General features: G+C 47.1%; 25 protein-coding genes and 1 pseudogene. 6 read left to right on the forward strand and 20 right to left on the reverse strand.

Features of this window, described 5'->3' with window-relative positions:
* Positions 1-62 precede the first annotated feature (62 nt).
* From hisF to SO_RS09560, 13 genes and pseudogenes are all read right to left on the reverse strand, one after another.
* Entirely contained in the window at positions 63-836 is a 774-nt protein-coding gene (gene hisF / locus SO_RS09505; protein ID WP_011072135.1) for an imidazole glycerol phosphate synthase subunit HisF, read from the reverse strand.
* Positions 818-1,555 (reverse strand): 1-(5-phosphoribosyl)-5-[(5-phosphoribosylamino)methylideneamino]imidazole-4-carboxamide isomerase, encoded by a 738-nt coding sequence (gene hisA / locus SO_RS09510; protein WP_011072136.1) that lies wholly within the window; start codon positions 1,553-1,555, stop codon positions 818-820. Before hisA ends, hisF begins: the two co-directional genes overlap by 19 nt.
* Positions 1,556-1,659: 104 nt before the next feature.
* A complete protein-coding gene (hisH, locus tag SO_RS09515; protein WP_011072137.1) occupies positions 1,660-2,325 on the reverse strand; it encodes an imidazole glycerol phosphate synthase subunit HisH in 666 nt (221 codons plus the stop codon).
* 144 nt (positions 2,326-2,469) lie between these two features.
* A complete protein-coding gene (gene hisB, locus SO_RS09520; protein WP_011072138.1) occupies positions 2,470-3,561 on the reverse strand; it encodes a bifunctional histidinol-phosphatase/imidazoleglycerol-phosphate dehydratase HisB in 1,092 nt (363 codons plus the stop codon).
* 82 nt (positions 3,562-3,643) lie between these two features.
* Positions 3,644-4,819 (reverse strand): histidinol-phosphate transaminase, encoded by a 1,176-nt coding sequence (gene hisC, locus SO_RS09525; RefSeq protein ID WP_011072139.1) that lies wholly within the window; start codon positions 4,817-4,819, stop codon positions 3,644-3,646.
* A 62-nt stretch (positions 4,820-4,881) separates the two neighbouring features.
* Positions 4,882-6,198, reverse strand: coding sequence for a histidinol dehydrogenase (gene hisD, locus SO_RS09530; RefSeq protein ID WP_011072140.1), 1,317 nt, complete (start codon positions 6,196-6,198; stop codon positions 4,882-4,884).
* A gap of 3 nt (positions 6,199-6,201) precedes the next feature.
* Positions 6,202-7,101, reverse strand: coding sequence for an ATP phosphoribosyltransferase (hisG, locus tag SO_RS09535; RefSeq protein ID WP_164925682.1), 900 nt, complete (start codon positions 7,099-7,101; stop codon positions 6,202-6,204).
* A 661-nt stretch (positions 7,102-7,762) separates the two neighbouring features.
* Positions 7,763-8,590, reverse strand: coding sequence for a hypothetical protein (locus tag SO_RS09540; protein ID WP_011072143.1), 828 nt, complete (start codon positions 8,588-8,590; stop codon positions 7,763-7,765).
* Positions 8,591-8,656: 66 nt separating this feature from the next.
* Positions 8,657-8,983, reverse strand: a complete 327-nt coding sequence (locus SO_RS09545) for a DUF7716 domain-containing protein (RefSeq protein WP_011072144.1) — start codon at positions 8,981-8,983, stop codon at positions 8,657-8,659.
* 62 nt (positions 8,984-9,045) lie between these two features.
* Positions 9,046-9,423: an acyltransferase gene (locus tag SO_RS09550; protein WP_164925683.1), complete on the reverse strand. Its 378-nt coding sequence runs from the start codon at positions 9,421-9,423 to the stop codon at positions 9,046-9,048.
* Positions 9,424-9,444: 21 nt separating this feature from the next.
* On the reverse strand, positions 9,445-10,647 hold the full coding sequence (locus SO_RS09555; protein WP_005054087.1) for an IS256-like element ISSod4 family transposase: 1,203 nt from the start codon (positions 10,645-10,647) through the stop codon (positions 9,445-9,447).
* A gap of 56 nt (positions 10,648-10,703) precedes the next feature.
* Positions 10,704-10,805, reverse strand: a pseudogene (locus SO_RS23200) (acyltransferase); the annotation flags it as partial.
* A gap of 124 nt (positions 10,806-10,929) precedes the next feature.
* A complete protein-coding gene (locus tag SO_RS09560) occupies positions 10,930-11,232 on the reverse strand; it encodes a hypothetical protein (protein WP_011072145.1) in 303 nt (100 codons plus the stop codon).
* Positions 11,233-11,590: 358 nt separating this feature from the next.
* Between SO_RS09560 and SO_RS09565 the strand changes: the two genes are divergently transcribed.
* Positions 11,591-13,513 carry a DNA repair helicase YoaA gene (locus SO_RS09565; RefSeq protein WP_405130455.1) on the forward strand — a complete coding sequence of 641 codons (1,923 nt, stop codon included), beginning with the start codon at positions 11,591-11,593 and terminating at the stop codon, positions 13,511-13,513.
* Positions 13,514-13,576: 63 nt separating this feature from the next.
* Positions 13,577-14,077 carry a rod shape-determining protein gene (locus SO_RS09570; RefSeq protein ID WP_011072147.1) on the forward strand — a complete coding sequence of 167 codons (501 nt, stop codon included), beginning with the start codon at positions 13,577-13,579 and terminating at the stop codon, positions 14,075-14,077.
* A gap of 43 nt (positions 14,078-14,120) precedes the next feature.
* Here the strand turns inward: SO_RS09570 and SO_RS09575 are convergent, their stop codons facing one another.
* Entirely contained in the window at positions 14,121-15,638 is a 1,518-nt protein-coding gene (locus SO_RS09575; RefSeq protein ID WP_011072148.1) for a methyl-accepting chemotaxis protein, read from the reverse strand.
* 59 nt (positions 15,639-15,697) lie between these two features.
* A complete protein-coding gene (locus SO_RS09580) occupies positions 15,698-15,922 on the reverse strand; it encodes a hypothetical protein (RefSeq protein WP_164925685.1) in 225 nt (74 codons plus the stop codon).
* A 185-nt stretch (positions 15,923-16,107) separates the two neighbouring features.
* On the opposite strand from SO_RS09580, the gene pheS reads away from it, so the two are divergent.
* From pheS to lpxM, 4 genes are all read left to right on the forward strand, one after another.
* Entirely contained in the window at positions 16,108-17,091 is a 984-nt protein-coding gene (gene pheS, locus SO_RS09585) for a phenylalanine--tRNA ligase subunit alpha (protein WP_011072149.1), read from the forward strand.
* Positions 17,092-17,105: 14 nt separating this feature from the next.
* Positions 17,106-19,493: a phenylalanine--tRNA ligase subunit beta gene (gene pheT, locus SO_RS09590; RefSeq protein WP_011072150.1), complete on the forward strand. Its 2,388-nt coding sequence runs from the start codon at positions 17,106-17,108 to the stop codon at positions 19,491-19,493.
* Between the two features lie 3 nt (positions 19,494-19,496).
* Positions 19,497-19,793, forward strand: coding sequence for an integration host factor subunit alpha (gene ihfA / locus SO_RS09595; protein WP_011072151.1), 297 nt, complete (start codon positions 19,497-19,499; stop codon positions 19,791-19,793).
* 96 nt (positions 19,794-19,889) lie between these two features.
* On the forward strand, positions 19,890-20,828 hold the full coding sequence (gene lpxM, locus SO_RS09600; RefSeq protein WP_011072152.1) for a lauroyl-Kdo(2)-lipid IV(A) myristoyltransferase: 939 nt from the start codon (positions 19,890-19,892) through the stop codon (positions 20,826-20,828).
* An 85-nt stretch (positions 20,829-20,913) separates the two neighbouring features.
* On the opposite strand, the gene hypA is transcribed toward lpxM, so the two are convergent.
* The 5 genes from hypA to hypB form a co-directional block, all read right to left on the reverse strand.
* Entirely contained in the window at positions 20,914-21,270 is a 357-nt protein-coding gene (gene hypA, locus SO_RS09605) for a hydrogenase maturation nickel metallochaperone HypA (protein ID WP_011072153.1), read from the reverse strand.
* Positions 21,270-22,289 (reverse strand): hydrogenase expression/formation protein HypE, encoded by a 1,020-nt coding sequence (gene hypE / locus SO_RS09610; protein ID WP_011072154.1) that lies wholly within the window; start codon positions 22,287-22,289, stop codon positions 21,270-21,272. The genes hypA and hypE overlap by 1 nt, the downstream gene beginning before the upstream one ends.
* Positions 22,282-23,421, reverse strand: coding sequence for a hydrogenase formation protein HypD (gene hypD, locus SO_RS09615; RefSeq protein ID WP_011072155.1), 1,140 nt, complete (start codon positions 23,419-23,421; stop codon positions 22,282-22,284). Before hypD ends, hypE begins: the two co-directional genes overlap by 8 nt.
* Positions 23,422-23,483: 62 nt before the next feature.
* Positions 23,484-23,729, reverse strand: a complete 246-nt coding sequence (locus SO_RS09620) for a HypC/HybG/HupF family hydrogenase formation chaperone (RefSeq protein WP_011072156.1) — start codon at positions 23,727-23,729, stop codon at positions 23,484-23,486.
* Positions 23,729-24,523, reverse strand: a complete 795-nt coding sequence (gene hypB, locus SO_RS09625) for a hydrogenase nickel incorporation protein HypB (RefSeq protein WP_011072157.1) — start codon at positions 24,521-24,523, stop codon at positions 23,729-23,731. The genes SO_RS09620 and hypB overlap by 1 nt, the downstream gene beginning before the upstream one ends.
* Positions 24,524-24,564 lie beyond the last annotated feature (41 nt).

Here is a 24,564-nt window from a genome sequence, read left to right on the forward strand (position 1 = left end):
TTGTAGAACCTAGAACCTAGAACCTAGAACCTAGAACCTAGAACCTAGAACCTAGAACCGCTCTAGCGTCTAATAGCAATACCTTCGGCGGCTAAATACTGTTTTAACTCGCCGATATTGATAATGGCTTTATGGAACACGCTGGCCGCCAGTGCTGCATCCACCTTCGCATCGATAAACACATCGCGAAAATGCGCCATCGTGCCAGCGCCGCCCGAGGCGATTAATGGCACATCGCACAATTGGCGTACTAGGCTTAACTGTTTGATATCATAGCCACCGCGCACGCCGTCTTGGTTCATCACATTGAGCACGATTTCACCGCAGCCGCGTTTTTGTACTTCTTCGACCCAATCTTGGGTGTACCAAGCAGTTTCTTTGGTGGCGGCTTCATCGCCGGTAAATTGCTTTACTTTATAACTGTCGCTTGCCGCATCATAAAAAGAGTCTATGCCAATCACGATACATTGACGGCCAAATTCATCCTGCAGGCGTGAGATTAAACTCGGATCGCTCAGGGCGGGTGAGTTAACCGAAATTTTATCTGCGCCAAAGGCGAGTAGCTCGCGGGCTTGGGTAATGGTTTTAATTCCACCCGCCACGCAAAAGGGGATATCTATTTGCTCAGCCACTCGGCTCACCCAAGACTTATCGACTACACGGTCGTGGGCACTGGCGGTGATATCGTAAAACACCAGCTCATCAGCGCCTTCTGCGGCGTAACGCGCTGCGAGTGGCACTATGTCGCCAACAATTTCATGGTTGCGAAACTGTACGCCTTTGACCACGCAGCCATCTTTCACATCTAAACAGGGGACTATTCGTTTGGCCAGCATTGGATTGCCTCCGCTACATTAAACTGATTGATAAGTAAAGCTTTACCGATAATGATGCCCGCGGCGCCACTGTCTCTAACGGCGGCAACATCTTCAAGGGAAGCAATACCGCCCGAGGCTTGCCAAGCGATATTGGGATAGCGGCTGGATAGCTCACAATAGAGTTCAGTATTGGCGCCTGTGAGGGTGCCATCGCGACTGATATCCGTCACCAGCGCATGTTTAAGTCCAACTTGGCTAAAGTCTTCGACGATCGACTCTAAATTCTTACCGCCACCGTTTTGCCAGCCAGAAACCGCGACGATTTTCTCGCCGCTTGGGGTAATGTTGATATCCAGTGCAAGGCAAATAGCCTCGTTGCCAAACTTGTTAAACCAGCCTTTGACTAACTCGGGCTCTTTGACGGCGAGTGAGCCAATCACCACCCGTTTTACCCCAAGGGACAATAATTCGGCGACTTGCTCTTCAGTGCGGATCCCGCCGCCAACCTGAATATTGGCGCTCAGCCCTGCGGTTAGCGCTGCAATCAAGGCCGTTTGGCGTTTAGCGGGATCTTTCGCGCCAGTTAAATCCACAATATGCAGCCAGCTTGCGTCTTGGGCTTGGTAGGATTGCAATTGGGCGAGGGGGCTTAAATCGAAGGTGGTCTGCTGCCCATAATCCCCTTGGTAGAGCCTGACTACCTTGCCATCAATTAAATCAATCGCTGGAATGATCATCTGTTGTCCTTAATTCTTTTGGTGCATTTGCTGCCGCGCTTTATTGTCGTATGGTGTGGCTGAAAAATAGTGGTGGCTCAGCCAAACCTAATAAGCGATTGCATTTATTGCATTTTTAAAAAGTTACCTAGGATTTGCGCGCCCACGGCGGCACTTTTTTCAGGGTGGAATTGCACGCCCATAAAGTTGTCTTTACCGATGGCGGCGCTAAAGTCCTCACCATAACGGCATTGGGCGAGGGTGTAGTCGCTTAATGGCGCGCGGTAGCTGTGCACAAAATACACGTAACTGCCGGCTTCCACGCCGGCGAACAGCGGGTGAACCTGAGAGGGATTACTAAAGGTCAGTTGGTTCCAGCCCATGTGCGGCAGAGGTAAACCTTCGGCCTTAAGGGTTTGACTGTTTAGCTCGTCAATCTCGGTTGGAATAATGCCTAAGCACTTGCAATCATGAGCTTGGCAGTCTAAGGCTTGACCGCCGCGTTCTTTAGAGAGCAGGGTGAGCATTTGCATCCCTAAACACACGCCCAGCACGGGTTGGGTTAACCCTTGGATTAATTCGACTAAGGCTTTTTCGGTTAATGAGGCCATGGCGGCGCCAGCGCTACCGACACCCGGCAATACCACACGTTTGGCGGCTTTAATGCTGGCCTTGTCGTCGGTCACTAAGACGTTCGCGCCTAGGCGCTCAAAGGCGAAACGTACCGAGCTTAAGTTGGCGCAACCTGTGTCTATGATGACCACATCAAATTCATCTGTGTTTGCTGACATTGGGTTTTCCTGTTGATGGGTCAGTTGGGGAAGTGGCTTGTCGCCCTTCCAGAACTGCCCCTTGTTAAAATCATCATGCTTTGTATTATTCGCTAATCAACTTGCATCAGGTCATTACACATCAAACTCAGGTTTAGCACGGCGTTAGAGAACGCCTTTACTCGAGGGCAATACATCACCTTCCACTTTTACTGCTTGACGCAGTGCGCGGCCCAGCACCTTAAAGAGTGCTTCTACCTTGTGGTGATCGTTGTCTCCCTCGGCGGCCACATGCAGGGTGCAGCGCAAACCATCGGCAAAGGAGCGGAAAAAGTGCGGCACCATTTCGGTGGCCATTTCACCGACTTTTTCCCGTTCAAATTGGGCAGCAAATTTAATAAAAGGCCTGCCGGAAAGATCGAGTAAGCATTCGCCCTTGGCCTCATCCATAGGCAAACTAAAACCAAAACGGGCAATACCGCGTTTATCGCCAAGCGCTTGGCGCAGTGCATCCCCAATCGCCAATGCGGTATCTTCAACGCTGTGGTGATCGTCTATCTCGAGATCTCCATCGACATTCACCTCCATTTTGAAATTCCCGTGGGTGGCGATTTGATCCAGCATATGGTCGAAAAAGCCAATGCCAGTGTTAATCGTGCCTTTGCTGGCATTGTCGAGATCGACTGTCACGCGAATATCGGTTTCCTTGGTGGTACGCACCACAGTCGCGCTGCGGCCCTTGTTGAGTAATGCATCGGCAATGGCGTTCCAACCTAGACTGCCTCGCTGATATTGAAAGCTGATAATCCCCATGGCATTGCCCAGTTCCACATCTGTGTGTCTGTCACCAATCACCGCGGACTGGGTAAAATCGATAAAGCCTTGGGTCAAAAAGTCTTTCACCAGTCCCAGCTTGGGTTTGCGGCAGCTACAATTCTCATCGTTAAAGTGTGGGCAAATTAGCACATCTTCAAACTTAACCCCTTGGCTGGAGAGGATTTGCATCATCATATTGTGCGGCGCATCGAAATCTTCCTGCGGGAAGGACGGGGTACCGAGTCCATCCTGATTGCTGACCATCACCAAACGAAAACCGGCTTTTTGCAGGCGCAGTAAGGCGGGGATCACTTGGGGCTCGAATACCAGCTTGGCAAGGTTATCGACTTGCTTATCTGTAACCGGCTCTTCAATCAAGGTGCCATCGCGATCGATAAAAAGTATTTTTTGCGCGACATTAGGGGTAAATACTGGGTTCATGCTGCTACCTTTCAATTCAGTTTGTTATCTTTATAAAATCAGTCTATTAGGCCAATGCTGCGTTAATACTTGCACTAAATGCTTACCGCTTTTGCGATTCAAACAACGACACTAAGCGGTCGGTGTCAACCTGAGAGCTAAAGCTAAAACGAATGGCTTTAGCAAGCCTTGGGTCCTTATAAGCCCGCGCGACAATACCATTGTCGGTGAGCAGTTTTGCCACTTTTGCGACGTCGTCAAATTCGGCTAAGACATAGTTGCCATTGGGTTTTAGCACGGCGCCGCCCCATTGCTCGCAGTACAAATTCAGCGCCGCCGCGAGTCGCTCGCCCTGAGTATTGAGCTCTTTGACTTGAGTCTTCATCCGCGCAATCCCAGCAGGTGACAGCGCTTGCTCGGCCACTTCACTCACGGGCAATGGCACGGGATAGGGCGCAATTACCCGCATGATGATTTCGATAATCTCTTCATTGGCAAGCAAAAAGCCGCAGCGCGCGCCTGCTAAGGCAAAGGCTTTTGAGAGGGTGCGCAGTACCACGAGATTTGGGTAAGTCTCGAGTAAATCCGCCACGCTATATTCTGGGCAAAACTCGATATAAGCCTCATCGACGACAACAATAGAATCGGGTAAGGCTTGAATCGCTTGCTCGATGCGCGCTTTGTCAATCACAGTGCCTGTTGGGTTATTCGGATTACAGATAAACACTAACTTAGCGCCGCGCGCGGCCGTTGCAAAGTCGGCAGGGAGACCGTATTCAGCACTTAAGCTTAAAGCCTTAACGCCCACATTAAAGGTTTGCGCGCTAATGGCGTACATGCCGTATGTCGGCCCAAAGGTGGCAATGGAATCGATGCCTGGGATACAAAAGGCACGAATAAGCAGCTCGATGGCCTCATCGGCGCCGCGACTGGCGACAATTTTGCTCTCCACTACACCGCTATATTGGCTGTAGGCATTGATCAACGCGGGCGGTTGGCACTCGGGGTAACGATTTAACTTAGTTAAATCGAGCTCGCCGACGGCCACATTATTGAAGGGCGATTCGTTGGCATTGATCCAAATATCCCCCTTGCCGCCAAGCCTACGGGCACTTTGGTAGGGGGTTAACTCGAGTAGCTCGGGCCGCGCAAGGCGAGCGGCGAGGGTTGCAGACTCGATTACAATTTTATCGAGAGGATTGCTGGCGCTATTGTCGCTCGGAACGCTTCTCACAGTCACATTGCTCATTGGTTCTTGGCAAATTGGCTCTTGGCTCATTCTACTTATCCTAAGTCTTGCTCACGGGCTTTACACTGTTAAAGATAAACGGCTTAAGTCGTTCAGCCTTTAAGACTGGCTAAGCGCACCGCAACTGCATTTTTATGGGCATCGAGTAACTCATTGCTGGCAAGGGTCATCACCGCTTGTCCAAGACCTAGCAGGCCCTTGGCACTGAGTTCTTGCACCGTAAAGCGGCGACTGAAGTCGGCCAGTGAGAGACTCGATACTGCGCGGCTGTAACCATAAGTCGGCAATACATGGTTAGTGCCACTGGCGTAATCCCCAACCGATTCAGGTGTATAGGCGCCTAAAAACACTGAGCCTGCAGCGCGAATATTATTTAGCACTTCCCGCGGAAAACGGGTTTGAATAATTAAGTGTTCAGGCCCATAGCGATTTGAAACGAGCGCGGCTTCTTGCATATCTTTGACCAGAATGGTGCGGCTGCCTTTTAAGGCGGTAGCGGCAATCTCTTGGCGTGGCAGGGCGGCCAGTTGCGATTTGAGTGCCTGATTAACCGCCTGTGCTAATGGCAAAGAATCAGTGACTAAAATGACCTGCGAATCAGGACCGTGCTCCGCTTGGGAGAGTAAATCCGCGGCAATAAACTGCGCATTGGCATCGCTATCGGCAATCACTAATACCTCGGAAGGGCCTGCTGGCATATCGATAGACACAGTACAGCGACCGTCCTGCGAGACTAAGCGCTTGGCCTCGGTGACATAACGATTGCCTGGGCCAAAAATCTTATCGACGCTAGGAATCGTTTCAGTGCCAAAGGCCAGTGCGGCAATCGCCTGCGCGCCACCCACTTGATAGATCTCGGTAATGCCGCAGACATTTGCGGCATAAACAATCGCATCATTGATCGGTGGTGGACTCACGAGTACCCGTTGTTCGCAGCCAGCAATTGTGGCTGGCAGGGCCAACATCAGTACGGTTGAGATTAATGGGGCGCTACCGCCAGGAATATATAAACCCACTTTTTCAATCGGTTCGCTACGAAGCTCGCAGCGAACCCCCGCTTGGGTTTCAATGTCGATGGGGCGAAATTGTTGTGCGCTGTGAAACACATCAATATTGGCCATCGCTTGGGCAATCGCAGCTTTCAGTTCGGGCGATACCCGCGCGCTGGCCGCTTCGATTTCGTGCTCGCTTAAACGTAAGTTGTCGCTATTGGCACTACTGATATTTGCAAGCCTTGCACCATCAAACTTTTGATTAAACTCTTTAATCGCTGCATCGCCACGGCTGGCAACGGCATCGACAATGGCGCGAACACTTTGTTCTAAGCCGCTATCACCGATTAAAGGTGAGCGTTGAAGCGCGGTTTTTTGTTCATCGGCTGATAACGCTGCCCAAGTTAACATATCCATAGATCACCCCATCATTTTTTCAATTGGCATGACGAGGATAGAGCTGGCGCCGAGGGCCGTGAGCTGTTCCATCGTGTCCCAAAACAGATCTTCAGTACTGACGGCATGGATGGCAACGCGATTGGTATCGTCATTTAACGGTAACACTGTTGGGTTTTCGGCGCCGGGCAGCAGGGCGACAATTTGATCTAGGGTTTCGGTTGGCGCGTGCAGCAAAATATATTTACTTTCTCGGGCGCGGATCACGCCGTTTACGCGGGATAAAATCCTATCGATTAAGGCTTGTTTACTAGGAGCTTGGGTTTGGGTTGATTGAATAATGCAGGCCATGGAGCGGTAGATGACTTCAGTCTCGTATAAGCCATTGGCTTCAAGGGTTGCGCCAGTGGAGACTAAGTCACAAATGCCATCGGCAAGCCCTGCTCGCGGTGCAACTTCAACCGAGCCTTTTAACATACAATCGCGATAATTTATGCTCTTTTGTTGCATAAAACGACGCAGCAGGTTGGGGTAGGAGGTGGCAATTCTCAAGCCTTCTAAAGATGACGCATCGGCATAGCTAAATTCGGTTGGCACGGCTAACGACAGGCGGCAAGCACCAAAATCCAGTTGGCGTAATTTTACATATTCAGCGGGTTTATTTAAGGTTTGACGCTCAATTTGCTCTTCTTCGAGCACGTTCTCACCAATAATGCCTAAATCCACTACGCCATCCATCACCAGTCCAGGAATATCATCGTCACGTACTCTAAGTAAATCGATGGGCATGTTGTCTGCGTGAGCGATAAGACGTTGTTCATTAATGGAAAATTTAACGCCGCAGCTCTTGAGTAATTGCTGAGAATCGGTCGATAGGCGACCCGATTTTTGAATGGCGATACGTAAACGGTTTGATTCGGTCATAATTCTATCTCGCTCAAAGTTAACAAATTCAAAATGGTATTCTTTCGTTTCACGCTTTAACTGGCTTATCGGCACCGCCAGTAAATGTGGCGGTTAACATATTGAAATTAATTACTAATTAGCTGTTAAATCGTTTATTAAAAGCCTAAAAGCAAAAACCCCCGGAATTCCTTCCAGGGGTTTATGATCATCTTTGAATCAGTCCGCCAGAAGGATATAGTCCTCCGGCAGTGAACGTCCGAAGGCTACCGCATATGGTGGTGATGATGGTGGGTAGCGTTCAGTAGTTGGCTCATATGACTCTCTATACTCTGTGATTCTGTTTAATTTGGTGTTGGTGGATACTTATCCACCGAACGTTTTTTTAAGCTAACCGCTTTCTTTGCCGTTTGCAACAGCTAATTTTTGCTAAATTAGAATATTTATGCGCTTTGTGAAAAATTTTCATCTTGGTGGTCGCAGGACGATAATCTGCTGATCGCAAGGAGGGGCGAATACTAGAGGTTTCCTTGGAATGGGCATAAAACCGACTCTGCGTTTAGATAAATTCGGCTAGCGACAAGGATGGCAAATCTTGTCTAGCAGCGTTCAATCTAGACTGGCGATTGAGGCTAAGTGTCAGGCACAGCGCTAATGCTGAATTAGCGCGTGACATCCTCTGTTATCGTGTTAAATATTCTCCAAACAGGCGGTCAACTGTCTGTTGGCAATATTTGTCTTCACCACGCCAATATTCGGCAAATACCCAGTCATTTTTGCCTTTGCGTTGTCTATCGAAACAACGATGTTTTAATATTCCCAGACTGGCTAATATTTCAATTAATATTTGTCGCTCGGCTTTGCTCGATTTTATTACACTCGCTAATCTTTTCTCTAGTGCACTGGGATAATCGCTCGGGTCTGATGTTTCGATAATCGTTAGTATCTCCCTAAAACAGGCAATATCATCTGCCGTCGGCTGCGGAATATCGGCATTGATAAATTGGCTTAAATCAAAATAGGTATACAAAATATCCCCATGGCGCACGCCGCCCCATTTAATACGCTCGAAATTGAATACGTTAATATCCATCTCGTTATAGGATACGCTTCCTCGGATGCCATATTGACTGTCTCGGCAAATGCCGCAGGTATAGGAGTGTGCCGTTGGTTCCCCATCCGTGTAGGAAGTGCCTGAAATGACAGGTGTATAGTGATGGTATGGGATTTTTTGGGCGATCGCATAGGATGCAATGGATGAGCGCCAATCCAATCGCCTAGAGGTTAAACTGCTTAAAAATCCTTTTGTTACTTGTGTTTGCGAAATGCCTTTAACTAGCGCCGTGATGGCAACGATGCATTCATCGTGGGAGATCGTTAAAGGATCAAACATTAATCCTTTCGATTTGGCGTAGCTAAAATCGGGCTCGGAGAGACTTCTGTTTTTTGCGTCAATCCAGCCATTCTTCCAATAAGTGGAGAATAAAATCCTTTTTGCTTTTTTATCCATATCTGATTCTATTTTATCCTTTAATAATTGGGTTTAATTTATCTTATAAAAACTTAATTAAAGTGGTTAACTCTCTAAATTCATATAAGCATCGGTTTGATCGTAATAACTGACTGCATGAATTAAGTCATGTAAGGTGGCATTTGGCATCTGTTGTTCTAAGTTAGCCTTGATGCTTTGCAAATCAGCAATACTCAAAAAGTATTGATAGCCTTGGGTTTGTGGATCAAGAGGGTCATCCTGTTGGTCGCGCTCCTCTTCAAGTTCATCGTCAATGATTAACACCGCCATTGTGGGGTTCAATGGTTGCTCTAAGGCTTTATACACATCCAAGTGCCACGAAAAAGAACCGAGTTGGGATAATAGGGTTTCCAAGGTTAATGTGAGTCGCATGAAATATCCTTTTGTGCGAGTATCATTTACATCATCAAGACGAGTTAATTAAAGCGAAATAATTAGGCTGAAAGCCTCAACAGACCCTGCGTTAATTCGGTTAACGAAAACGATGATAAAATAAACAGTAAATTAATCATGGCCCGCATAATCCAAGGCAATGCACCGTAGGAAAGGCCATATTTATTTGAGGCAATCACGATAACTCCCATGATGCCAAACCAAGGTGTAAAAAAGAACATGGCTTGCCATTTAACCAGAGCAATGGCGAGATCATGTAGCGCACCGCTGACCAAAAAGGTGACCAATACGGCGAGCCACATCGGCAGAAACTGACTGATAGGGCGCATGACATTACGGGATAAATAGTAACCCCAAATGGGATTCCAATAATGCCAAAAAATAGGGAAAGACTTAGCGCCAAGGGCGAGGGCGTTCAAAATTCTGTGTCAGGCTAATTTTTAAATTTCTAGCACGCTATCTAAACGTCCTTCAAAATAAATCGCTAACTGAGATAAACAAAGGCTCCAATTGTGGATTGGCATGGTCCATTTATCTGAGGCGTTTAATATGCCTGCGTAAAGTAGCTTCAACAAGCTATTTTCATTAGGAAATGCACCTTTGGTTTTGGTGAGCTTTCTAAATTGGCGATGTACAGCCTCAACCGCATTGGTCGTGTAAATCACTTTCCTGATATGTTCTGGGTACTTAAAATAATGGGACAAATTATGCCATTTGCGACGCCAAGAGTTGATTACCAACGGATAAGCATCACCCCATTTGGCCTCCAGTTCGTCCAATGCCATCTCTGCGGCTTCTTTACTCACGGCTCGATACACAGGCTTTAAATCAGCCATAAACGCTTTCTGATTTTTTGAGGCGACATACTTCATTGAGTTGCGGATCTGGTGGATAACGCATAGCTGTGTTTCCGTATGAGGGAAGATACTGGCTATGGCCTCAGGGAAACCGGTCAAGCCGTCAACACAGGCGATAAGAATATCTTTTACACCACGATTATTAAGATCGGTCAGTACGGATAGCCAGTAATTAGCGCCTTCATTTTCGGACAAGTGAAGCCCCAAAATTTCCTTTTTTCCTTTCATATTAAGCGCTAACAATGTGTAAACGGCTTTACTGACGTAACGCCCATCCTCTTTGACTTTATAATGTATCGCATCAAGCCAAACGATAGGATAATGGCTATCTAATGGGCGCTGCTGCCACGCTTTAAGTTCGGGGATGAGTTTGTCAGTGATAGCACTGACTGTTGCGTTAGACACATTGAGCCCATACATATCTTCAACATGTTGATTAATATCGCGATAGCTCATACCTATACTGAACATCGATAACACTTTACGTTCGATTTCATCGGTTAGTGTAGTTTGATTTTTCTTAATCAACTGAGGCTCAAAGGTGCCATTGCGGTCTCTAGGCGCGTCTAACTCAAAGTTACCGGACGGATGCTTAATGGTCTTAGGGGTTTTGCCATTTTTACGATTAGGCTGAGGATCATGCGCTAAATGCTGCTCAAGCTCAGCTTGGAGAGCCGCTTCAGTGAGTTGCTTGATCAGTGGGCCAAGAATGCTGTCTTTACCTGTGAGGCTTTTACCTGATTGCAGATCTTTAAGGGCTTGTTCGAAGTTAAAAGGTTGGGTCATATGTCATTCCTGTTTTTGAATATTTTACTGAAATGACACAGAATTATGAACACTACCCCAAGGGCGCGTGATAGCATATTCCTCATAGAGTGATTGGCACCCAGTGGAACACCATTTCGCTTTTTAACATATTGTGACAGTGATAATGTCGTTTGCATGGTTAACCTTTATGCTCCACGCTTACCTTTGTAGTGAGTGACCTACAGTCTGTTTTGCCGTCTAAAGTGTAAGGTTATCAATATTCATTACAGCACTGCATCTGGCAAGCAGTAAATTATGCTTTTATCTGACAGCATAACAGGTTTTATTGTTTTTCTCGGGTGACGGCCTAATGGAGATACCTAGGTTGCCATTAACACGAATAAGCTGCGATTGATTATCCTGTTTCATAAAAATCGTACCGCCATTTTCTAGCGTAACATCAACTATATATTCGTTCATATTGGCGCAAATCGCGATTTCACAAGATTCAGCATGCTCTTTACCCCCATTTATGACGAGGCATTGCGAAGTCACTTCATCACAACCTGCCCATGAAGCGGCGTTAAAAGCCAACAATAGTAAAAAACCAGAAAGGTATTTCATCGAATCATCCTGTTGCGTTATAAACCGTGCTCTGTGGCTGATGAGCGCCAATCTTTTAAAGTGTATTGTCGACTGGCCGCCAACTCCGCAATATTCTCGTATAAAACTATGTTCATGTTGAATTCGGCGCAGGACTGAAACTATTGGTATTATTAGGCGGGCTTAATTAAACTTCGGCGACGGAGTTAGGCGCCTTTGCTCTTACTGACAAATTTACCCACAGTCAGCCATCTCTGAACCGTATAATTTTAACTCTATTAAAGGACCTCGCTCGCCCTTGACTCACTCCCGACGCCCAGCTACGCGGCAAGCCAAGCTTCAGCAATCCAATCAGCAGTCGAGCGACGCTCAACGTCCGATAAGCCGATTGGCGAGTGAAGTGTTGCGTGCTTTTGCCAGTGATGGTGTGCTCGCTAAGCATATTCAAGGGTTTAGTGCGCGTCAGAGTCAGGTTCAGATGGCGCAAATCATCAGTAACGCGATTGCCAGCAAGGGCAATGCGGTGATTGAAGCGGGCACTGGGGTGGGGAAAACCTTCGCCTATTTAATTCCGGCGATGTTGAGTGGTAAGCAAGTGATTGTCAGTACCGGCAGTAAAAACTTGCAGGAACAATTGTTTTTAAAGGATTTACCTGCGCTCACCGCCATGCTGGGTATCGCACCCAAACTGGCCTTATTAAAAGGGCGCAATAATTATTTGTGTCAGTATCGGCTCGATAGGCAAATGCAGGAGGCAAGCCATATTGAGGCGCGATTATTGGACGATTTACTCAAAATCAACCAATGGGCGGGCATGAGTAAAGACGGCGATATCGGTGGCTTAACCTCAGTTGCCGAAAACTCTCCCGCGCTTCCCTTAGTGGTCAGTACCAAAGAGACCTGTCTTGGTCAACGCTGCGAATTTTATGATGCCTGTTTTACCCGTAAGGCCCGCAGCCGTGCGATGGATGCGAAAATCATCGTTGTAAACCATCACTTATTCTTTGCCGACAGTGTATTAAAGGATACGGGGTTTGCCGAGCTATTACCCGATCCCGATGTGGTGATCTTCGATGAAGCGCATTTGCTGCCGGATATCTGCGTCAGTTACTTTGGCCAGCAATCCTCGAGTCGCACGATTGATGACTACCTGCAAAAGTTATTGCAGATTTATCAAACCGAGCTCAGCGATACGGGGCAGATTGCCCAATTTTGTCAGCGTTGTTTAGCCAAATTGAGTGACTGGCATAATGGGTTATTTTCGATTGCCGAGTCGGATTGGCGTGTGCTGCTTGGTAATAAGTCAATTGCGCTAGCGTCATGGGATTTACTCGCAGAGTTAACCGCGCTGCAAAAACTCTTGCTCGCCCACGTGGGGCGCAGTGAGTTATTAGATGATATTGCCGTCAAACTGGCGGAGCTTAACCATAAGCTCAATCACTTTTTTCAATGTGACAATCCACAGGCTGCCTATAGTGTTGAATTTGGTAGCCGTTTTGTGATGCTACGGATTTCACCGATTAATATTGCCCGCGAATGTCAGCAGTTATTTGTGGCCAATACCAGTTGGATCTTTACCTCGGCGACCTTACAAGTGAACCGCAGCCTAGCGCATTTTGCCAAGGAGTTAGGGATAAGTGATGCCAAGGCGCATATTTTGGATAGTCCCTTTGATTATCCGCGTCAGGCGCTATTTTGTGTGCCAAGGCAACTGGGCAATGTGGCGAATCAGCAGCAGGCACTCAAACAGTTAGTCGATGTCTGTGTTAAAGCGATTGAGGCAGCGCAGGGGCGAACCTTTATTTTGTTTACCAGCCATAAAATGCTTGAGCAAACGGCGTTGGCATTGCGAACTCGGACTCAATATCCGCTGTTGGTTCAAGGGCAAGCGGGTAAACAGAGTTTGCTCACAAAGTTTCGCCAGCTGGGCAATGCGGTATTACTCGGCACCAGCAGTTTTTGGGAGGGGGTGGATGTGCGTGGCAAGTTATTAAGCTGCGTAATTATCGATAAGCTGCCCTTTGTCTCACCCGATGAACCACTTTACCGTGCTCGCGCCGATAATATCAGCCGGCAGGGAGGCGATCCTTTTACCCAAGTGTCGTTACCACAGGCGATTATTGCGCTTAAGCAGGGCGTAGGGCGCTTGATCCGCGACGAAAAGGACTGCGGCGTATTAATTCTCTGTGATAATCGGATTGTGAATCGCGCCTACGGACAGGCATTTTTAAACTCGCTACCGCCGATGGCGCGTACCCGCGATTTAGAGCAAGCGTTAGCATTTTTAAGGCAAATACCTTAATAGAAAAATAATCGTTGGGGCAGACAAGCTTTATCTGGAAATATCTTTTTCGGGAGAATAGATGTGTTTACTTGGCTAAAGGGGTTAATTTCTAAAGACTTATTAATTGAGTTAAGTGAAGCTAAGATTACGATAAACGCTTTTGGTGATAAGGCAAGTATCGAATATGAACCCTTACTCGCACTTGTTACTGAGCACAACAAGATGATGATCAAAGCTATCGGCCATGAGGCTAGCACATTGGACGGTGAGGGAATTCGCATTGTTAATCCGTTTTCACACCCTCGAATGTTTGTCGCAAGTTTTGCTCTGGCTGAAAAACTGCTCCAATATGGCATTTCTCAACTTCACTCCTCAGGATTTAGAGCGGCACCTAGGGTAATATTGCATCAATTGGAAAAGACCGAAGGTGGTTTAACTGATATTGAAGATAGGGTTTTGCGTGAACTTGCTATGGGTGCTGGCGCCAGGGAAGTGGTGATTTATCTTGGCCCGCGGATCAATCCTCAATTTGAGCATTACGATGATATTAAACGTGCACAACTTATGATTAAGAAGGGATAAAAACTATCCCTTCCACTTAAGCTAGACTTAGACTTTTTAAGAATTAGACTTTTAGCCCGACCATCAACTGATCAAGTTGTCCCGCAGTTGCCTGCAGTTCATCACAACCAGACACTGATTGGTTGGCCGATTGCTCGACATCATGGGATTGATTGCGGATTTCCATCAAGTTGGTGGCAATCTCGTTAGCCACTGCCGATTGTTCCTCTGCGGACGTGGCAATCAACACGCTCATTTCGAACACACGACTACTATGGTGGGCAATCGACTGAAGATCTTTACCCGTTTTCAGTACATGCTGCTTGCCTTCACTTGCTTGACTCACTGTGCGTGACATCACTTGAGTGAGGTTGCGTGTGCCCTGTTGCAGTGACTCAATCATGGATTTAATTTCTACCGTTGCAGCTTGCGTGCGGCCAGCGAGGGTTCTTACTTCATCGGCAACCACCGCAAAACCGCGACCCTGTTCGCCTGCACGCGCAGCTTCAATCGCGGCGTTAAGGGCGAGTAGGTTAGTTTGCTGCGAGATAGCATTAATGGTCGAAACCACTTCATCAATCTTACTGGCTTTGTCGTTTAAGGTATTGACGGCATTCGATGCAGCAGATATTTCATCCGACAGCACATCAATTGCGCTTACTGTGGTTTCAATATCCTTAGAACCCGCATTAACCTGTTGATTCGCCTCTTGGGTTTCGGCACAGGATTGCTCAGCATTGCGCGCCACCTCTTTTACCGCGGCGGTCATTTCTTCCATCGCCGTGGCTAAGGAGTCGAGGTGTTGACGTTGATTGACCGCTAAGGCTTGGCCCTGCTGCGCTGTGTTTCTAAAGGAAGAGACGACTTCCCTTATTTTGAACGTTGATTCAGCAATTTGCTTCACTAAGTTATGTTGACGTTCAACGAGAGTGTCAATGCTGATGGCCAAAAGACTGAATTCATCTTTGACTTCGAAGAAGTTTAATCGACCCGTTAAATCGCCAGACGCTGCACGTTTTAACGCCATAACTGTAGTGTAAAGTGCGCCGCCAACGAAGGTGGAAATGTAGTAGCTAAAGAGGAAGAGCACAAATAGCAACACCGCCATTACACTGTAAATTAACAGATTATCATCGGCTAACAGTGTATTGATTTCGCGATTATCCACAGTGATGATTGTGAGTAGATTTTGTTCGCTTAGCGCGCTGATTACTCGCTCAGGCGTGCTATTGGTATCTATACCACCGCCATTTCGCGCAATGGTTTGGGCACTGCTATCGGCCTGCGAAATAGATACAATACTAATATTCTGCAGGCCTTGGCTAACGAGACTGGATATATTTGGCCGTTCTTGTTCGGGTAACTTGCTATAAAGCGTTGTGGCAACTTGATTGATTTTCTGCGAAGTGCTTTGTAGTCCGTTTAGGTGGCTTTCTAGCAAGTTATGCTGAAATTGGTTATTTAAAAATACCGCTAATCCCACAATCATAAACATGGGGACTAGGGCGAGTATTGAAAATTTGGTTTTTAAGGTCATATGGATAAGATATTGATCTATCCAGCGAAATTTAACTTCTTTCATTAACGCCTCTATATATTGGGGCTGTGACCAAATGGATATCGGTCGATTTGCCATAGACTTTATGAATTTTTGTCTAGTAAGTAGTTGCTTTTATTATTGTTAACCAGTTGCAGCATATTTGCGTGTTTTGCTACAACTTTGGCAGGGTATGCGTGCAAGTTTACAGTTTGGTTACATATGTTGCTAGTGGTTGCTGGTGATGAAGCGGTTGCTGTAAAAAGCATCAATTGTATTTTTAGCGTGCCATCTTGAGTCATTTGTTGGGGTAATACATGAATTTGCATGATAAAAACCCCGAATAGACCCTAGTAATATGCTGCTCGCTCGCGTAGAATTTCTATCCTTTTATTTCGTTATGGCTAGCAATGCGTCTGGCATTAACGCCCGATAACCTGAGCACCGAAATAGCCTGAAAGTTTGGCGCCCATAGCACTTGTTTATCAAGCGCGACTATGCAGTGGAAGAGAAAATGCAGCAGTTAACTGAGATCGTAGAACAAGCCTTAGTCATTATTGACCAGGCCAGTGATCTAAAAGCACTGGATGATATCCGTGTCGATTACCTGGGTAAGAAAGGTAAGATCACCGACATGATGAAAATGATGGGCAGCTTAAGTCCGGAAGAAAAACCCGCTTTTGGTCAGGCGGTCAATGATGCGAAACAGGCCATTCAACAGAAATTAACTGAGCGCATCGATGGCCTGAAAAGTGCAGAGCTGGAAGCCAAATTAATCGCCGAAAAGATTGATGTGACGTTACCTGGTCGCACTATCGAAATCGGTGGTTTGCACCCAGTGACGCGCACTATTGAGCGTATCGAAACCTTTTTTGGGGAATTAGGGTTTTCGGTAAAGCAGGGGCCAGAAATCGAAGATGACTTCCATAACTTCGATGCCTTGAATATCTCTGAGCATCACCCTGCGCGTGCGGATCACGATACGTTTTACTTTAATCCTAAGTTGATGTTGCGTACCCAAACCTCGGGCGTGCAGATCCGTACGATGGAAACTGAAAAACCGCCATTGCGGATTATTTCACCAGGTCGTGTATATCGTAACGATTACGACCAGACCCACACGCCAATGTTCCACCAAGTGGAAGGTTTGCTGGTGGATGAGCACGTTAACTTTGCCGAATTGAAAGGCGTGTTACATGACTTCCTGCGTAACTTCTTCGAGGAAGATTTGCAGGTGCGTTTCCGTCCTTCTTACTTTCCCTTCACTGAGCCTTCAGCTGAAGTGGACGTGATGGGTAAAAACGGTAAATGGTTAGAAGTGTTAGGCTGCGGTATGGTGCATCCTAATGTGCTGCGTAGTGTTGGCATCGATCCAGAAAAATACTCTGGTTTTGCTTTTGGTATGGGCGTTGAGCGTTTAACGATGCTGCGTTACGGCGTAAACGATCTACGTGCGTTTTTCGAAAACGACCTGCGTTTCCTGAAGCAATTTAAATAACGGAGCTGTATAGCATGAAATTTAGCGAATCTTGGCTTCGTGAGTGGGTCAATCCCGCCGTTAGCCGTGAAGCATTATCCCACCAGATCACTATGGCTGGACTCGAAGTTGATGGCGTTGATGCCGTGGCTGCCGAGTTTAATGGTGTCGTGATTGGTGAAGTGGTCGAATGTGGCCTGCACCCTGATGCAGACAAATTACGTGTGACGAAAGTCAGTGTCGGTAGCAGTGAGCTTATCGATATCGTCTGCGGTGCACCAAACTGCCGCCAAGGCTTAAAAGTAGCCGTGGCAATGGTTGGCGCGGTGCTGCCAGGCGATTTTAAAATTAAAAAGGCTAAGCTGCGTGGTATGCCTTCAGAAGGCATGCTGTGTTCATACAGCGAGCTGGGCATCGACATCGACAGCGATGGCATCATTGAGCTGCCATTAGATGCGCCATTAGGCACGGATTTACGTGAGTATCTCAAGCTTGATGATGCCGTGATTGAAGTGGATTTAACGGCTAACCGTGCCGACTGTTTGGGTATGGTGGGGCTTGCCCGTGAAGTCGGCGTGTTAAACCGTCAAGCGGTAACCGAGCCACAGTGGCAAGCCGTTACGCCAACTACTGATGCCAAAGTGACTATTAACGTCAAAGAATCCGCAGCTTGCCCACGCTATTTAGGTCGTGTGGTGAAAAATGTGAATGTAAAAGCGGCAACACCTCTGTGGATGCAGGAAAAATTGCGTCGTAGCGGTATCCGCTCAATCGATCCCATCGTTGATATCACTAACTTTGTGTTAGTTGAATTTGGTCAACCGATGCACGCCTTCGATTTAGCTAAATTAACTGGCGATATCCAAGTGCGTTTAGGCAATGGCGAAGAGAAAATCACCCTGCTCGATGGCAGCGAAGTGACTATTCCAAGCGATACCCTAGTGATCGCTGATGACGCGCGTCCATTAGCCCTCGCAGGTGTGTTTGGCGGCGAATATTCAGGTGTCAGCGACACTACCCAAGACATACTGCTGGAATGTGCGTTCTTCGCACCGTTAGCGATTATGGGAAAATCACGCCGTTTAGGTTTGCATACCGATTCATCACACCGCTTCGAGCGTGGTGTTGACCCAGAAATGCAACATAAGGTTATCGACCGTGCGACTCGCTTAGTGCTTGATATTTGTGGCGGTGAAGCGGGCCCTGTGGTTGAAGCTAAATCTGATGCTGACTTACCAAAACCTGCACAAATTTTATTACGTCGCAGCAAGTTAGATAAAATCCTCGGTCACTATGTTCCCGATAGTGATGTGGTTGAAATCCTCGAGCGTTTAGGTTTTAGCGTGGTGAAGGGTGAGGGTTGCTGGCAGGTCATAACGGCGACGTATCGCTTCGATATGGCGATTGAAGAAGATTTAATTGAAGAAGTTGCTCGCATCTACGGTTACAACAACATTCCAAACGTTGCGCCGATAGCGTCATTGCGAATGTCGGATCATAAAGAAACCGACTTAAGCCTTAAACGCGTTCGTTCGTTGTTAGTGGCCCGTGGTTTCCAAGAGGCGGTCACTTACAGCTTCGTCGATCCTAAGTTGCAAAATCTGGTGCATCCAGGTGAGCAAGCCATGGTGTTACCAAACCCAATTTCCAGTGAAATGTCGGCCATGCGTTTGTCGATGTTTACCGGATTATTGACTGCTGTCGGGTACAACCAAAGTCGTCAACAGGGTCGCGTGAGACTTTTTGAAACTGGCCTTCGCTTTGTTCCTGATATTAATGCAGAATCAGGTGTAAGACAGCAAGCTATGCTCGGTTGCGTCATTACAGGGCCTCAAAATGACGAACATTGGGCTATGGAATCGAAAACTGTTGATTTTTTCGACCTTAAAGGTGATTTAGAAGCAATTATCGGCTTGACAGTTTCCGCATCAGAATTTAGCTTTAGAGTAGCGACACATTCTGCTCTGCATCCAGGGCAATGTGCTGAAATATTGAGAAATGATCGAGTCATCGGTCATATAGGTGCTATCCATCCTAGTTTGGAGAAACCTTTTGGACTCAATGGTAAAACCATCGTTTTTGAGTTGGAATTGGATGCTTTATTGCATACCAGTTTGCCGCTAGCCCAAGCTGTATCTAAGTTCCCGGCTAATCGTCGTGACATCGCGGTTGTTGTAGATGAAAGTGTATCTGCAGGTGATGTAATGAAATTGATAAGAAAAGTTGGCGAAAATCAGTTGGTTGGCATAAACTTGTTCGATGTATACTTAGGTAAAGGTGTTGAGCCCGGCAAGAAGAGCTTGGCGATAGCACTAACATTACAAGACACTACTCGTACACTTGAGGAAAAAGAGATCGCTGAAACTGTAGAATCAGTTGTTTCTGCCCTGAAGACCGAGTTCAACGCATCGTTGAGGGATTAAAGTATGGCACTTACCAAAGCCGAAATGGCAGAACATCTTTTTGAAACACTAGGTATTAACAAGCGTGTCGCTAAAGAGATGGTTGAGTCGTTCTTTGAAGAAATTCGAGGCGCACTTGAAAGTGGTGAGCAGGTCAAGTTATCTGGCTTTGGCAACTTTGACCTTAGGGATAAGAATCAAAGACCGGGAAGGAACCCAAAAACTGGCGAGGATATCCCGATTTCCGCTCGCCGTGTCGTGACATTCCGTCCCGGCCAGAAACTGAAAACGCGTGTAGAAGCAGCAAACACGGGTAAGTAATTTTATACGTTCGTCAGTAAAGCCACTCCTTCGTGAGTGGCTTTGCTATTTTCATTCTATGGTGAATGAGTCTTTCCACTGTCTGAGGTGATTTCTTTGTCAAGACAGACCAAACATTTTGACCGTCGTTTTCAACTGGCTTTATTACACCCTAAATATTGGGTCACCTGGTTGGCGATTGGCCTATTAGTGATTTTTGGGATCATGCCAGCTTGGCTGCGTGATCCTATTGCCAAAGTTTTGGCAAAACTCGTGGTTCCTATTGCGAAAAAGCCAATAGGGATTGCCCGAGCAAACCTAAGCGCGTGTTTTCCTGAAAAGTCAGCGGCAGAAATTGAAACCTTAATTAACAACAACGTTGAGAATTTTGTCTTAGTGTTGTTATCTCAAGGCGAGCTGTTGATCCGTTCAAAGGCCCATTTGCGCCGTCGTGTCAATCTGATGGGATTTGAACATGTAAAAGCTGCGCAGGCAGCAGGGCAACCAGTGATTTTTATCATGCCGCACGTGTGGCCCATTGATTATGCAGGGCTGAGATTAAACCTCGAACTGCCTATGGTGACTATGGCCAAAGCCCATAAAAATGGCTTATTCAACTGGTTTAATAATCGAGTACGTAGCAGTTGTGGTGGCCACGTTTACATGCGTGAGGCAGGTATACGGGCCTTATTGGCCGAGCTTAAGCGTAATAACAGCTTTTTTTATCTACCCGATGAAGATTTAGGCCCAGATCAAAGTGTGTTTACGCCGTTTTTAGGCACGGTAAAAGCCACATTGCCAGTGGTCGGGCGCTTGGCACAAGCGGGCAACGCGCAGGTGCTACCTGTCAAAATTGGTTATAACCAAGTAACACGCCAGTTTGATTTGACTGTGATGTCCGCTATTGCCACAGAAGATATGGTGGGTAAAGAAAATGAGGCACTGGCGCTTAATAAAGCGGTTGAGCAAGTGATCCTCGCTTATCCAGAGCAGTATATGTGGTTCTTGAGATTATTAAAGACTCGCCCTGAAGGGCAAGCCTCTATTTATCAGTAAACGTTTATCCGCGTATTGTGAGCCAGAACAAAAATGGCTTTAAGTCGTTGGACTTAAAGCCATTTTTTGAGAGTTTAGAAAAAACTTAAGCGTCTTCTGCTTGTTCCATTTCGAGTTGCATCAGCAGCATCTCTTCGCCATCTAATACCCGCGTGTGATAACTGTTACAGGCAGGACACACGATAGAACGCTCATCGAGCACCGACTCTTGTTGGCAATCTGCACATTTAATGACGAGGGGTTGAAGTGTCATGCAAAGCTTGGCTTCACGGCAGATCCCATCGAGTTTAAACGTCTCAAACGCCGTTTGAAGTAGGGCTGGTTCAACACCGCTCATCACACCGAGTTTGATTTCTACCCGAGTTACTTTTGTTGCTTGATTTGCTTTTGCATATTGCTCGCACTGCTCAATTAAGGCGCTTACTATAGAATATTCGTGCATTAACAAATCCTTGGCAGCAGTTCACCTTGGGGTAAATCCAAGTAACGTTTGGTATTCCATGGGGTTCTTAAGATCACTTTGCCTGGCAATTCGTCATTGACAGTGCCAATGATCGCCGCGCTTTCACAGTGACCAAAACGCTGCATAATTTCCAATGCACCAAGGGCGATGTCGTTTGGAACGGCCAAGATAAAGGTGCCTTCATTGGCTAAATCCATCGGCTCAAAGCCATAGAGTTCACATAAGCCTTTGACCTCATCACAAACAGGGATGCTCGCCTCATTGACTGTGATCCCGACATTTGCGGCGACAGCCCATTCATTTAATACGGCAGAGAGCCCGCCGCGGGTGGCATCGCGCATGGCATGCAGTGGAATATTAGCAGCGATCAATTGCTCGACTACCGGCCAGAGCGTGGCGCAATCGCTTTGTAGCTCTGACTCGAGGGAGAGACCTTCCCTTGCCATCAAAATAGCTGCGCCATGACAACCCACATCACGAGATACAATAATGGCATCACCGGGCGCGACATTGGCCGCCGAGATATTCGGACGTAAAATGCGCCCAACCCCCGAGGTATTGATAAACAAGCCATCGGCGCAACCTTTAGGTACCACTTTGGTATCACCACAGACGATTCTGGCGCCGCTTTGCTTAAGTTCTTTAGCCATGCTGCGCACAATTGTGGTTAAGTCTTTGAGTGAAAAACCTTCTTCGATGATAACGCTACAGCTTAAATATTGAGGCTCAGCCCCCATCATGGCGAGATCGTTGACAGTGCCAGCAACCGCCAATTTACCAATATCACCACCGGCAAAAAACAACGGTGATACAGTGAAAGAGTCAGTGGTAAAGGCTGTCGCTCCCTGTAATTCGAGTTTTGCGGCGTCTTCTTCGCTACGCAAGATAGGGTTATCAAATTCGGTAAAAAATAGCTCGCGGATCAGCTTATTCATCTCTTTACCGCCACCACCGTGGCTGAGTTGAATTGCTTTCTCTTTGGTTGATACATCAGCCATGATGTTGCTCCTTGCTATCGATACCTTGATAGCGGTAATAAGCATTACAAGCGCCTTCGGAGCTGACCATACAGCTACCGAGGGGGGTTTCAGGATTGCAGCCGCGGCCAAATACTTTACAGTCCTTCGGTTTAGCGAGACCGCGTAGAATATCGCCGCATTGGCAGGCTTTATGATCATCGATTTCTTTGACGGGCAAACAGTTTTTAAAACGCAGTTCGGCATCCCTATGGGCATATTCGGGCTTGAGTTGCAGTGCTGAATTTGGGATAGGCCCTAGGCCGCGCCAGCGAAATTGCGGCCTGATCTGGAAAAACTGCTCAACTTTTGCTTGTGCGGCAAGATTGCCTTGCTCCGACACGGCGCGGCTGTATTGGATATCGAGTTCTGCCTTGCCCGCGGCTTTTTGCCGCATGATCCGCAAAATCGATTCCATCACATCCACGGGTTCAAAGCCGGAGACCACTACTGGTGTGCCATATTGCTCAACAGCTGGGCGATAGATTTTGGCGCCACTGATCACACTCACGTGGGCGGGGCCGATAAAGGCATTGACCCTGGCGTTGGGATCGTGCATCACCGCATCAATTGCGGGGGGGACTAATACATGGTTGATATGAAAAAACACATTCGCCAGCTTTTGTTGTTCTGCCAGTTGCAATAATACGGCGGTCATTGGCGTTGAAGTTTCAAAGCCGATGGCGAAAAACACCACCGTTTTATGTGGATTATCACGGGCGATTTTGAGCGTGTCTAAAGGGTCATAGATAGGCCGAATATCGCAGCCTTTGGCCCTGAAACTGGCGAGTGAACCTTTAGAGCCAGGGACGCGGATCATATCCCCTAGGGTCACTAAAATCACGTCTTCCTGCTGGGCAAGCACTGCCGCTTGGTCGATACGCTCTTTAGGCATAATGCACACTGGGCAGCCTGGGCCATGGATAAACTCAATATTGTCCGGCAGCAAATCCAGTAAGCCGTATTTCATGATGGTGTGGGTATGGCCGCCGCAGACTTCCATAATGTTGATGGGCTCTTTGAGTGTACGGGCGACCTTGGCAATATCCTGTGCAAGTGAGGCAATGGTTTGCGGATCGCGAAAGCCTTGATAAAGTTGTTTTAATTCAAGCATGTTCAATCCTTGTCGCCGTGTATGCACTGTTTTTTGTTATCGCTTACAACTGCACCTGTTGCTTAATGCGTGGTTTCATTTTCAAGTTTTGAGACTATCTCTTGATATAATTCAAGGCTTTGCAGCGCATCATTGCGATCAATTTTATTCATCACAAAACCGATGTGGATGAGCACATAGTCGCCAATGGCCAAGGGTTCGGTCATTAGATGGCTGCTGACATCGCGTCTCACCCCTAGGGTGTCGACGGTCACGGATTGGCGCTCGTTATCCACCGCCACCACTTGTGAAGGAATTGATAGACACATTATTGTGGCTCTCCAGAGGCTGGGCGTAGGTTGCTGTTAAGCCATGCAGCGACGGCGTGCATAGAATCGCCATCTTTAATGGAGACTTCGAGTATTTGAGTGTTAGGGTTGAGTTTTTTAAGCTGGGTTTTGGCCTCGTCGACACTGAAATCGAAGTAGGGTAATAGGTCACATTTTGTGATCAGAACGAGGTCGGCGCGGCGGAACATTACCGGATATTTTTCAATTTTATCATCACCTTCGGGAACGGAGAGCAGCACGATATTTTTATGGGTGCCTACATCATAACTGGCGGGGCAGACTAAGTTCCCCACATTTTCCACAAAGCAGATATCTACGCCTTCCAGCGGCAGATGATGTAAAGCGCCATGCACCATAAAGGCGTCAAGGTGGCAGGCGCTGCCCGTTTGAATTTGATGGGCTTTAATGCCCTTGGCGATTAAACGGTCTGCATCACGGGAGGTTTCAAGATCACCTTCAATCACAGCGTAATTAAGCTTTGTGTATTCTTTTAAGTGCTCAAGCAGAGTGGTTTTGCCGCTGCCAGGACTACTCATGAGGTTGAAGGCGGTAATATGGTGAGCCTCGAAATGGGCGCGGTTGTGGGCTGCTTCTACATCATTTTTATCGAGAATTTTGTGGATCACCGACAAGGTTTTTTTATCGTTAAGCTGAGGATTGGTATGCAATTGCTGATGTATGTGGCTGTGATCGTGGGAATGACCTGTATGGTGATCATGCTCTTGTTGAATCGCAGAGTGGCGAGGTAGAGAGCAGCCGCAGTCTTTACACATCTTGTCATTCTCCTTGTTCTCATTACAGGTTTGAGCTGTTA

The sequence above is a fragment of the Shewanella oneidensis MR-1 genome (assembly GCF_000146165.2).
In the GTDB taxonomy this organism is placed as follows: Bacteria; Pseudomonadota; Gammaproteobacteria; order Enterobacterales; family Shewanellaceae; genus Shewanella; species Shewanella oneidensis.